Below are 11,915 nucleotides of genomic sequence, written 5' to 3' on the forward strand. Positions count from 1 at the left end.
ATCGGATAAAAAACGTTTTGCTAAAGCTTGTATTCAAACTCATTCATTCGGACACACTGTTTAATCAAGAAATCTTCATGAAAAATAAACTATCATGGCAAAAACATTTGCATATGTCATAGTAATCAACATGACGATAATTGTTGAAAACCCCCACGTCATGCCGAATTTATTTCGGCACCCCACTCGGCAGGTATTCGGCAGGCAAAGCAGGTTAGTATTGTGGCGACTTTTATGATGGGGTGTTGAGATAAATTCAACATGACGGTTTATCCCCCCCCATTGTATTTTTAAGCAACCATTCCCTCGTATTTTACGTAACTAGTGTCAAATACCCCAGGGCCTTGAAACATATCATTAAAAGTATCTTCATTATCCTTTCCCAACAGGAAAAAGGCAGGCTTTACAGGCTCATCGCGTTGGATGTACTGGTGGCTTTGCTTGATATTGCTTTTTTGGGCGCACTGCTGCTCATCATCAATTTCTACACGCAGGCATCGGGCAATAGCAAACTTAACTGGTTGCCGGCCCAACTGGCCGATAAAGGCTCCCTGCTGCTTATTGGCGTATTCCTGCTGATGTTCGCGCTGAAGAATGTGCTTGGTTTCGCTGTGCAAAAGACGCAGCACCACTTTTTTTATGATGTGGCCTCGCGCCTCTCTAAACGCAACATGCTCAATTACCTGCGAGGTAGTTATACCCAATACATCCATACCGATTCATCCGTGCAAACCCGGCGCATCAGCCACCAGCCTATCGAGTTTGGCCATAATATCCTTACCAACTTTCAGCAGATGATATGCCAGGCCGTACTTATCATGTTCACTATCGCTGCTATTCTGCTTTATCATCCATCGTTGTTTTTGATACTGTTTGTGCTGCTGCTGCCGCCGGTTGCTTTGCTGGCATGGTATGGCCGCCGCAAACTGAGGGTCCTGCGCGGGCGGATAAAAGCCGCCAGCGCGCGTTCTATAAAGCATGTAAACGAGGCCCTGGCCGGTTATGTGGAAAACCGGATATACGAAAAGGAAGACTTTTTTAGCGGCCGCTACGTGGCCGATCAGCAGCAGCTGAACAACACTATCGCGGCTCAGCAAACCTGGCAGGGCCTGCCAGCCCGTTTAATGGAAGTATTTGCCGTAATGGGCTTTTTTATACTGATTGCCGTTAACAAATATACCGCCAATGCGCCTGCGGTAAACCTGCTCACCATTGGCGTGTTCATGGCTGCCGCTTACAAGGTGATTCCCGGCATAGTGAAGATAATGAACAGTGCCGGGCAAATGAAAACCTACGAGTTTATCCTGGCCGATCTGATAAAAGGCACCGAACAGGAAGCCTTGCTCTCCAGTACCTCCACGGTAGAAACCATTCGCTCTGTGGAGTTCGATAGCGTTGGTTTTAACTATAAAGAGCACACTGTTTTGAACGATATCAGCTTCCGGCTTAGCATGGGCGATATGGTGGGCATCTCGGCAGGATCGGGCAGGGGCAAAACCACTATGATAAACCTGCTGCTTGGGTTTTTACAGCAGGATGCGGGCGACATCTGTATCAACGATAATGTGTGCGATGTAGCGACGAGGCAAGGCTATCAGCATAAAATTTCCTATGTAAAACAGCAACCCTTTTTTATAAAGGAATCTGTGCTGAAGAATATTACCCTTACCGATGATGATTTCGACGAGGACAGGCTACGTTACGTTATTGCCTTTTGCGGCCTGGATAGCCTGCTGAAGAAGTACTCGGGCGGCATTTGCAAACTCATTAGTCAGGACGGGAAGAACATTAGCGGCGGGCAGCGGCAACGGCTAATGCTGGCCAGGGCGCTATACCATAAGTTCGACCTACTGATACTCGACGAACCCTTTAGCGAGCTTGACACTGAAGCCGAACACGAGCTGTTGACCAACCTGCAGGGGCTGGCCCGGCAGGGCAAAATCATTATCCTGATAACCCATAACCGTACCAGCCTGGAATTTTGCAATCGGGTAATATCGCTTGATGAGGCCTATGCCTGATGCCCTGGTTATACTTAGTCCGGGTTTTGCGGCAAGCGAGGCAGATACCACCTGCCTGCCCGCCCAGCAGGCCTTTGTGCTGGCCCTGCAACAGGAATACCCCCATCTGCATATCATTATCCTAGGTTTTCAGTACCCCTTTAAACCATGCGAATACCTGTGGAACGGCGTGAAAGTATTTGCCTTTGGCGGCAGGAGCAAGGGCGGCTTGCACCGATTGCTAACCTGGCTGCGGGTTTGGTTGCGGTTGCGCAAACTGCACAGGCAATATCATATTATTGGCCTGCTAAGCTTTTGGCTGGGTGAGGCCGCGTTTGTGGGCAGCCGTTTTGCCCGACGTAAGGGCCTGATGCATTATAGTTGGCTATTAGGGCAGGATGCCAAAGCAGGCAATAAATACGCTCGTTGGATAAGGCCCAGGAGCAATGACTTGATAGCCCTGTCGGACGCTTTGCGCGCCGAATACCAAAAGAACTATGGCATTGCGCCGGCGCACGTGATACCTAATGCAGTGCTGCCTGCTGCTTTCGGCGAGAACAGTGGGCAGCGTGATATTGATATTTTGGGCGTGGGTTCGCTAATTCCTTTAAAACGGTATCATTTATTCGCAGAGCTGATACATCAACTGAAAGTAAACCACCCCAACATTAAAGCGGTAATATGCGGCGACGGCCCCGAAATGGAAAACCTGAAAGATTTGACTGCAAAGCTGGGCCTGGGCGATAATTTGACACTGAGAGGCGAGTTGCCGCACCCGCAGGTACTGGCCCTGATGCAGCGCAGTAGAGTGTTTGTGCACACCTCCGAATATGAGGGTTTCAGCACCGTTTGCCTGGAGGCCCTTTATGCGGGCGCACAAGTAATAAGTTTCGTAAAAGCAATGCAGGCTGAGATACCCAACTGGCATGTAGTGGATACTTCAGAGGGAATGCTGGATGCGGTAGAGGGAATTTTGCAAAATGGGTATCAGGACCATAAAACTGTGATGCCTTACCCAATCGCCGGGAACGCGAAAGCCCTGATGCGCCTGTACAGGTACGATAACCCCTTCTGAAGAGCTGGAAATTCCTGGAAAGTTATAGCTGAAACCGGTGCGATTTATTGGAAAAAGCTGGAAATTATTTTTCCGCCCAAACAGGCGGGTTTTAACTAAAAACGGCCATTCCATGCAAATAAAGCCCTTTTTGCACTTTTGGAGGAAAAGCCCTAAAAAAGCATAAAAAGCTACGAAAAACACCGAAAAACAAAGATTTTTGAAGGTTTTTTGGCAAATTTAAGCCTGCGGCCAACACAATAAACCACAAGATTAACTCGTCTACATCCGGCACAATTTCCGCTGATTTGTTCAAATTTTCTATAAAATAAAACTGGACAAAATACCATCCCGAAAAGGGTTATAAGGATTCGGCTATTTGCGCTATCTGCCGGGCAATAGCTTCGAAGGAAAGGTTGGCGCGGAAGTAGTCGAGGCTGCGCTGCCGCTGTTGAGGTAGGTCCATCTGTCGGGTTTTGTGCAAGGCATCCAGCAGGGCTTTAAGGTCGCCTGGCGGATAAAGCAGGCCACAATGGCCGTTGTTGGTAATCATCCGGAAGGATAAGATATCGGTAACCACTGGCACGCAACCGCAGGACATGGCCTCGCAAACAGATGCCCCGCTCCCCTCATAATGAGAACCGGATAGGATAAAATCTGCACTGTTGAACCAGTAAAGCAAATCCTCGTGCGGTATCGCACCAATTAACACCACCCTATCAGCAAGGCCAGGCGTAGATGCCAGTAATGCTTTTATCACATCCAGCAATTCCTCGGTATGGTAAATCATGTATAGCCTGGCTTGCGGCTCGGCACTGGCAAACCGCAGGAATGCGCTCACCACGTTCAATGGGTCTTTATTGTCGTTGAGTCGGCCAACCCACAAAAAAACAAGGTCGCCGCTAACCCCGGTTTTCTGTCGGGCAACCTCCCTGTCGATAGGGTAGAATACCGACGACACCTCCATGGCTTCGTGTATTTTGCTAGCCGAAGCAAGGTTGCCCGCGGTCACCCATTCTACACCCATGGCATGGGAGGCAAACAGGTAGGCATCTATGCCTTTATCAGCTATTTTTTGGAGTAGTTTCCTGAGACCTGTGGCGGGTCGCTCGGCATGGTTTTGTACGATGATTTTTACGCCGCGGCCCAGCATCAGCCTAAGCAATAGCACCTGCAGGGGCGAGTTGAGGCTTTGCACTACTACAACATCAGGTTTAAGGCTGCAGATATATCGGTTCAACCGCCAGGGGAGATAACGCAGTGATAATTTGCCGTAGCGCATGAAACGGTAATCTACCCCGCCGTTAATGCACTGCCCCTCGTAATCTATCTGCTCTATGCTGATGACCTCGTTATCCTTGCTCAGGGCCTCTAGTATGCCGGTGTAGGCGTTGATGCGTTTGAGCCAGGCCTCGGGTTGGTTGAACTGCCCGGTATAAACGTAGCCAGCGAAAACATATCTCATAGGCAGGCTAAGGCGTTAAAAAATATCGATATCGGCAAAGGTAAAGGCCAGTTTCTCCGGCGCAATACCCGAGCCAAGGTCCTTGATGGCGATAACGAACGATGGTACAGGCTCTCCGTACGCTTTTAGCAGGCTATGCAATTTGCTTTTGGTATTTACCTGGAACTGCAACCGACTAAGCCCCAGCTTACGGCAAAGCCTTTGCAGCCGGGTCATCACGGTTTCGAAATTATCCGCGTAGCCGGTGATATCGCCAACTATCAGGCCGTTCTGTATCTTAAACCAAACTAAGGCCTTGCCTATTTGCAGGGTATGAGTGTTAGTATAATTCTTGTAAGCCAGGAACTCCTGGTCGCGGTAAACGCCGCCATAGCCCTCGGCCAGTACCGAATTGGGGATGCCATTTTTAGGTAGCCTGCGCCTCATTGCCGTTTTGCAGTATGCCGTGTAAAGACCTTTCAGGTTTAGCTTGCCGGCCAACTTTTCCAGCGGGAGGGATTTTACCGGGAGGGTAAACCGTTGCAGAGAACCGGCTTCCTGCCAACCCAGGTTATTAATAAAGCCCGGCAATGAATTTTGGTTGGGGAAGCCGAATATCAGCCTGATGCCTTCTTTTTGGCACAGGGCGTAGGTACGTTTGGCCAATTCAACAAATAGCCCTTTCTGGCGATGGTCGGCGTGGGTCATGGTATCTGCCGATTGCGCTGCCAGCACCAATTTACCCTTGTGTTCTATAAAGCAGGGTATCACCCCGTAAAAAGCCACGGGCAGGCCTTTATCGTCATACGCCAGGAAGCCGGTATAGGTAACTACGGTAAAAGCAGTGTTATATTTTTTAAGGAAGTAATCCTGGGGCATTAACTTGCCATATACAGCCATGTGCAGATAAGAAAGGCAGCTTAGCTTATCCACGTTGAAACGTTCGATGCGGTATGTGCCGTCGAAGATTTTACTGTCAGTAGGAGCCTTTAATGTTTGCATTCATTTGATTTGTAATTGAGACAAAAGGATTTATGGTAAGCCGTTCCCACATAGCGGAATCGGCTTGGTTGCCATTTAGGTCTGTGGCTAACAATTGGGCGTAGCCGATTGTTTTAAATAAATGTAAATTTTTTTCGGGATAGCTCCCATAGGGAAAAGCAAGGCTATTTATAGGTTTGCCGGTAAGGCTTTCGAGGTAGTGTTTGCTGGCTGTCAGCTCTTTAACTGCATCTTCCGCGGGGATACCGGCGAGGTCGTTATGGTAGTACCCGTGCGAACCGATTGTGATATATGGCGAAGTAGATGCGGCCTGTATCTGGCCGGGCGTCATCTGCAACCAATAATCGGTATCCAAAGCCTTGCTGCGGAAAGGGACTAACTTATCCAGCAGGCGCATCAGTTCGGCTTTTTCGGCAAAGCCGGTTTGGCGCAGCTTATCGTTCAGGCTTTGGCCTCTTGCATCTACGTATTTGCGGTAACGATTTTTGAAGTATCGCTCTCCCCGGAAATCCAGTGCCGGCGGACCGTATTTCCCGGCGATGCTCAGGTGGTCGTTCCATAAAATATCATACCCTGCCGCCCGGATCGCCGTTACGAAAAACGTGACCGGGATTTTATATTGTTCCAGCAAGGGCAGCGCATAATGGTAATTATTGGCGAAACCATCATCAAAAGTAAGGCAGATATTGAATTTTGTGGACGAGAAACGCCGCCCGAAATAATCATCTAACGATACCACATTGAAGTACCGCTGGTAATACTGCAGGTGCTGTTCAAAGGTTTTCTGAGTGATGAAAAGAGTGTTGTACTTCAGCGGGTCCTTTTGGCAGATGCCATGGTATACCAACATTCGGTTGCCCCGGGCCTTGGCAAAGTGCGCTGCATCCATACCCATAAAATGCCTGGCATTGCCCCGCAGGTACCGGGCTTCGCGGCTTGTTTTGCTCAGTATTTTGTTCAGCACGCTTATCATTAGGCGGCGGGCTCTGATGGATGATAAACCGGGAATTCGGCATCGGCCTTGTATTGGCGTATCTCGGCCATCAGGCCCTGCAAATCGCCTTGTACATATTTGATGCCTCTGCTCAGATACAGTTTGCTGAACTGATTCAGGGGAATATCGGTCAATTGGTGGTACAGGCTTTGGTCGAACAGGCGGATATTGCCCTTATGCATCACCAGTAGTATATCCTCAGGTTTGGTGCCGTAGAAATTATCCAACGGCGTACTATCGGGGTTGGCTTTTACGATTACCAGATCGGCATCCAGCCCCTCTGCTATGCGGCCGCAATTAAGCTTCCAGGTTGTGGCAGCGTTTAGGGTAAGGGCATCGTAAAGTTCATCATCCTTAAGCATGCCCGTGCCGCGCCCTGTGCGGATATGATCCCATATATCCCAATCGCCGGTGAGCGTAGAATCTGTGCCGAACAAAATGCGGGTATGTTTCTTGAGGTGCTGCACCGGCGCCGTTGCGCCGAGCAGGAAATAGTTGGATTGCGGGCACCAAACCAGGGCCGCGAATGATTTTGCCAACGTCGGCGTAAGCGCCACGCCATGTATGCCGATGAGTTTACGGTGCAATAAATTCCAGCTGATAAGCTGCTCTACTTCGTGGCGGGCGGCGGCATCGGTACCTTCGCCGGTATGCATGACTACCGGCAAATGCATTTTCAAGGGATTGCAAAGCCGCCTTTTCCAATGCGGCTCGAAATGCACGGAATGCAAATCCTGCGTGGCCTCGAAAACGCTTAACACTTTATCGTCTGTTATTTGATGCTCGCCGTGGTTTACCACTGTGGTTACGCCGCAAATCAGGTTTTTATATATGCCCCATTGCTCGCGCAGGGCTAGTGGTATCTTTTGTACGGCAGCAATCTCCGCTGTGTAAGCCTCATGGATATGCCTGCCCCACTCGGTGTAGTTGGCGTATTTGCGCGTGCCCAGTTTTGGGAAGAGGTTAAAATCGAGATGGTCGTGCGAGTTGATGAGGCCGGGAAAGATGAGCGCATTGAAGAACATGGCTTGCGGGCAGTCCTTAGCGGCGAGCGGCACATCAGATATACTGGCTATCTTACCCTCCTTCACCCGGATGCTCACGGTTTGCCCATCTATCAACTGCACGTTATTCAGTATCATTCCCCCTCCTCAAATGCATGCCATAAATTATCGGGAAATCTTTATAGGTATCGTACACATGTAGCGCGTTTTGCTGCTCGTAATAATGCCGTACCGATTCGTCGATTTTAAGTTCCTCCTGTGCTACCAGCCTGAAACCATGCGCCAGTAGTATCTCTTTAATGCTGCTGGTAAGGTGCACGAAATTTTGGATGGCGATGGTAGCATTATCATGCCGGAATGTGCGTTTGCCTCCGAAAGCCAGCGTACTGGGATGGAAATCGGTAATGAGGATATCGGCGTTCGGCTTCAGTATGCGGCACCAGGCCTGCAAAGCTTCGCCGAGGTTCTTGATATGGGCCACCGTAAGGGTAGATACGATGGTATCGTAGCTTTTGGAGGGGATATCCTTAAAAAAGTTATCGGTTATCTGGTAGGTTTCGGCACCGGGGTGTTTTTGCTCCAGCCGGCGCAGCATGCCCGACGATACATCGAAGCCTGTAAGCTTTGCGGGCCTCATATCGAGCATTCGTTGCCAGTGGCGGCCCGTGCCGCAGCCAATATCGGCTACCTTTTTTTGGTGGATGGGCAGGCCTTGCAACAGTTTGCAAAACAGCGCCTCGTCCAAATCGAGCATCAGGTTGCCCGGCTGCTCATCGTAATTTTTCGACCAGATATCATACGCCGTTACCGAGTCGCGCTCGCTTATAGGCGAATGGAAAAGGTGTTGCTTAACATAGTTTTTCAGCGCGTCTATCACCATTACTTTAATTATTGCCGGGTTATTTAAGGTTACGCGGGCGGCATGTGAAAGGTTGCCCACCAGGCTTTATTTACAGGCGCAGGCAACTCACCTAAAAGCGCAGGCGTATTGTTTATGTGCGGGTGATAAGAGGATAAGGAACAAGTTTTTGTTTATATGGGGCCCCCGGTTGCAATTGATGAGGGTAACGCCTCATCACACTGGGGGATTTTTAATTTTTAAAGTACAGCCGCGCGTATTACATGAACCAGATATTACTATTCAACCCAAAAAGTTCGATAAATAAGTATCGCATACCCAATTCTATCCTGAATATCGCGGCATCGGTAGAGGGTAAATATGGCTGGATAATCGTAGACGGCAACTGTGAAGCCGACCCTTTGGCCAAAATTGAAGGTTACCTGCAAAACAACGGCGTAAAATACCTGGGCTTTACGGTAATGCCCGGCCCGCAGCTTAAGCAAGCCATCACCATAGCAAAAGCAGTAAAGGCAAAATACCCGCATACCAAAATGATATGGGGTGGCTATTTTCCATCTAATCAGCCCAATGCGGTGCTTTATTCGGGCTATGTAGATTTCATCATTAACGGCCCGGGCGATCATGCCTTCCCCGCATTGATTGATGCGCTGGAAAACGATACGCCTTTCGAATTCATCAGAAACCTTATTTATAAAGCCGAAGATGGCCGCATACACAAAACCGCCAAGGAAGATTTGATAGACCAGGACGGGCTGCCATCCTTACCCTACGATAAACTGGCAGCGTTTTACCCCATCCCCAAGTTTTTGGGCAAAACCTACCTGGGCGAAAAAACGCTGGCCTACCACTCCAGCATCGGCTGCCCGTTCACCTGTTCGTTTTGCGCGGTAGTACCTATTTACGAGGCGCGCTGGAAAGCTAAATCGGCCCAAAAGGTTTATGAAGACGTAAAATACATCAAGGATAAATGGGGCGCGGATGCTATCGAGTTCCATGATAATAACTTCTTCGTTTCCGAGAAACGTGCCGTTGAGTTTGCACGGCTGATCAAGCCCGAGAATATGACCTGGTGGGGCATGGCCCGGATAGATACTATGCACAAATTCAAGGATTCGTCGTTAAAGGCCATCCGCGAATCGGGCTGCAAGATCATCTTCTTCGGCGCGGAAAGCGGTAATAACGCCATACTGGAACAGATGGACAAGGGCGGCACCCAAACCGGCGAGCAGATCATCGAGTTTGCGGCGCGCTTGAAGAAGTTCGATATCATCCCCGAGTATTCCTTCGTATTGGGTACGCCCGCACCCACGCCGCAGCAGGTACAGGCACAGATTGATTTCGAGATTGATTTCATCAAGAAAGTAAAGGCCGTAAACCCCAAAACCGAGATTGTGATATATACTTATAGTCCGGTGCCTACCGAGGGTTCTGAACTGTACAAGCAGGTGTTAGCCAGCGGTTTCAGGTTCCCCGAGACTTTAGAGGACTGGATAAGCCCCGCCTGGGAGAGCTTCGATTTGCGCAAGAATCCGCTCACGCCATGGCTAACGCCCGAGATGATTGATAAGATACGGAACTTTGAAACGGTGCTGAACGGCGTGTACCCTACCGTAACCGATATACGCCTCAACTGGCTAAAACGCAAAGCCATAAAACTGGTAGCCGGGCTGCGTTATAAAATAGATATATACCATTACCCATACGAGATAAAGCTTCTGCAAAAGGTGTGGCGCTATCGCCAGCCCGAAATACAAGGTTTTTAATGACTGATAAGATGCCCTTGCCCCAAAACACTCCACCACCGATCGACACCAGCACCGATTTTGAGATGCTGTACCTTGCCGTGCGCGCGCTGGAAGGAAGGATTTATTCGGATGAGGAATTGCTACACCTGCCGGAGATAGCGCCATCGCACCGGCATTATGAGGAATGGCAGGTAAGGAAACGCTCGGCCGGGAGATTGATAAGCTATCTTACAAAAAAGAACAAGCCACTTTATATTTTAGAAGTAGGCTGCGGCAACGGCTGGCTGGCCGCAAAGCTGGCGCAGATAAAGGCGGCCAATGTTGTCGCGCTTGACGTGAACGGCACGGAGGTGGCTCAGGCCGCAAGGGTGTTCAAAAAACAGAACCTGCAGTTTTTTGCCGGGAGCGTGGATGATGGGCACTTTAAAGGCGCAAAGTTCGATATGATCATTTTCGCGGCATCTGTCCAGTATTTTTCGCCGCTCGGGGATACGATCAGAAAGATGCAGCAGCACCTGGCAGAGGATGGCGAGATTCACCTGATCGACAGCAATTTTTATACGGCATTCAATGTTGATGATGCTGTAATGCGCACGCAGGAATATTATTCGGCGATGGGTTACCCGAAAATGGCGGCGTTTTATTACCACCACACGCTTGATGAACTGGCAGTTTTTAGCCACAAGGTGCTGAGCGATCCCCACAGCTTGAGCAACCGTTTACTGAAACGGAGTCCGCTTTATTGGATACGGATTAACAAGGAAAACGCATGATAGGGCAGGGAATATACCACACATTCAAGCGTTACCGCACGCTGCAAACGCACAGGATACAGGCTTTGCCGGTGGTGATCCTGATGCCGCACAGCGCCTGCAACTGCCGCTGCGTAATGTGCGATATTTGGAAAGACAATAAGAACCTGAAACAGCTGACCGCGCAGGACATTAGCGGATTGCTTGGCAACCTTAAACAACTGGGCACCCAAAGGGTGCTGATGAGCGGCGGGGAAGCCCTGCTGAATACGAATTTCTTTACGCTGTGCAGGTTGTTGAAGATGCAGGGCATGAAGATAACGCTACTCTCTACCGGTTTATCGGTAAAAAAGCATGCCGCAGAAATCGTTAAATGGGTAGATGACCTCATTCTATCCCTCGATGGCGACGAAGCCCTGCACGATGCCATCCGCGATATCCCGGGGGCTTTCAGGAAACTGAAGGAAGGCGTGGAGCAGTTACGCATCATCAACCCGCAATACCCTATAACGGCGCGCACGGTTATCCATAGGCTCAATTTCCGTAGCTGGCCGGCTATTTTAAAGGCAGTGCATGAGATGGGGATAGATCAGGTAAGCTTTTTGCCGGCAGACGTAAGTAGCCACGCCTTTAACCGCCAGGTAGCCTGGAGCGAACCTAAACAGCATGAGATTTTGCCCGGCGAACAGGAATTGGATGAATTAAAAGCCGTAGTAGAACAAGTGATAGACGGCAATTTCCCGCCGGGTTTCATTTCCGAACCGCCCGAAAAGCTGCGCGATATACATCGTTATTACGCGGCTTTTTACGGGCATAACCCTTTCCCATTCAAAAAGTGCAATGCGCCTTGGGTGTCGGCGGTGATAGAGGCCGATGGCAGCGTGCGGCCATGTTTCTTCCACGAGGCCACGGGCAATATACGTGATGCTTCGTTAACAGAGATACTGAACGGCCCTGCCGCGCTGGCTTTCCGCAAGAGCCTCAATACTGGCAGCAACGCTACCTGCGAAAAATGCGTGTGCTCCTTGAATTTGTCACCCCTAACCAAGCTTAACTGA

Annotated in this window: 11 protein-coding genes; 5 read left to right on the forward strand and 6 right to left on the reverse strand. The window is 49.7% G+C overall.

Features of this window, described 5'->3' with window-relative positions:
• Nucleotides 1–344: 344 nt before the first annotated feature.
• Together AC1DXC_RS00005 and AC1DXC_RS00010 are read left to right on the forward strand one after the other, a co-directional pair.
• Entirely contained in the window at nucleotides 345–2,021 is a 1,677-nt protein-coding gene (locus AC1DXC_RS00005) for an ATP-binding cassette domain-containing protein (protein WP_477457063.1), read from the forward strand.
• On the forward strand, nucleotides 2,005–3,075 hold the full coding sequence (locus AC1DXC_RS00010) for a glycosyltransferase (RefSeq protein ID WP_477457064.1): 1,071 nt from the start codon (nucleotides 2,005–2,007) through the stop codon (nucleotides 3,073–3,075). Before AC1DXC_RS00005 ends, AC1DXC_RS00010 begins: the two co-directional genes overlap by 17 nt.
• Nucleotides 3,076–3,166: 91 nt before the next feature.
• Here AC1DXC_RS00010 and AC1DXC_RS00015 read toward each other — a convergent pair whose 3' ends face one another.
• From AC1DXC_RS00015 to AC1DXC_RS00040, 6 genes are read right to left on the reverse strand one after another with little or no spacing between them, the layout of a single operon-like run.
• Nucleotides 3,167–3,370, reverse strand: a complete 204-nt coding sequence (locus tag AC1DXC_RS00015) for a hypothetical protein (RefSeq protein ID WP_477457065.1) — start codon at nucleotides 3,368–3,370, stop codon at nucleotides 3,167–3,169.
• Between the two features lie 45 nt (nucleotides 3,371–3,415).
• The gene (locus AC1DXC_RS00020; RefSeq protein WP_477457066.1) at nucleotides 3,416–4,519 is read right to left on the reverse strand and encodes a glycosyltransferase family 4 protein; all 1,104 of its coding nucleotides are present in this window, start codon (nucleotides 4,517–4,519) and stop codon (nucleotides 3,416–3,418) included.
• Nucleotides 4,520–4,534: 15 nt separating this feature from the next.
• The gene (locus AC1DXC_RS00025) at nucleotides 4,535–5,500 is read right to left on the reverse strand and encodes a GNAT family N-acetyltransferase (protein ID WP_477457067.1); all 966 of its coding nucleotides are present in this window, start codon (nucleotides 5,498–5,500) and stop codon (nucleotides 4,535–4,537) included.
• A complete protein-coding gene (locus tag AC1DXC_RS00030; protein WP_477457068.1) occupies nucleotides 5,475–6,473 on the reverse strand; it encodes a polysaccharide deacetylase family protein in 999 nt (332 codons plus the stop codon). The genes AC1DXC_RS00025 and AC1DXC_RS00030 overlap by 26 nt, the downstream gene beginning before the upstream one ends.
• Nucleotides 6,473–7,636 carry an amidohydrolase family protein gene (locus AC1DXC_RS00035; RefSeq protein ID WP_477457069.1) on the reverse strand — a complete coding sequence of 388 codons (1,164 nt, stop codon included), beginning with the start codon at nucleotides 7,634–7,636 and terminating at the stop codon, nucleotides 6,473–6,475. The genes AC1DXC_RS00030 and AC1DXC_RS00035 overlap by 1 nt, the downstream gene beginning before the upstream one ends.
• Complete coding sequence (locus AC1DXC_RS00040) at nucleotides 7,623–8,438, reverse strand: class I SAM-dependent methyltransferase (RefSeq protein WP_477457070.1); 816 nt, start codon at nucleotides 8,436–8,438, stop codon at nucleotides 7,623–7,625. The genes AC1DXC_RS00035 and AC1DXC_RS00040 overlap by 14 nt, the downstream gene beginning before the upstream one ends.
• Before the next feature lie 182 nt (nucleotides 8,439–8,620).
• Here AC1DXC_RS00040 and AC1DXC_RS00045 point away from each other — a divergent pair, with 182 nt between their 5' ends.
• From AC1DXC_RS00045 to AC1DXC_RS00055, 3 genes are read left to right on the forward strand one after another with little or no spacing between them, the layout of a single operon-like run.
• Entirely contained in the window at nucleotides 8,621–10,123 is a 1,503-nt protein-coding gene (locus AC1DXC_RS00045) for a B12-binding domain-containing radical SAM protein (RefSeq protein WP_477457071.1), read from the forward strand.
• Nucleotides 10,123–10,878: a class I SAM-dependent methyltransferase gene (locus AC1DXC_RS00050; protein WP_477457072.1), complete on the forward strand. Its 756-nt coding sequence runs from the start codon at nucleotides 10,123–10,125 to the stop codon at nucleotides 10,876–10,878. Before AC1DXC_RS00045 ends, AC1DXC_RS00050 begins: the two co-directional genes overlap by 1 nt.
• Entirely contained in the window at nucleotides 10,875–11,915 is a 1,041-nt protein-coding gene (locus AC1DXC_RS00055; protein ID WP_477457073.1) for a radical SAM protein, read from the forward strand. Before AC1DXC_RS00050 ends, AC1DXC_RS00055 begins: the two co-directional genes overlap by 4 nt.

Source organism: Mucilaginibacter sp. P2_D11, from assembly GCF_056404435.1.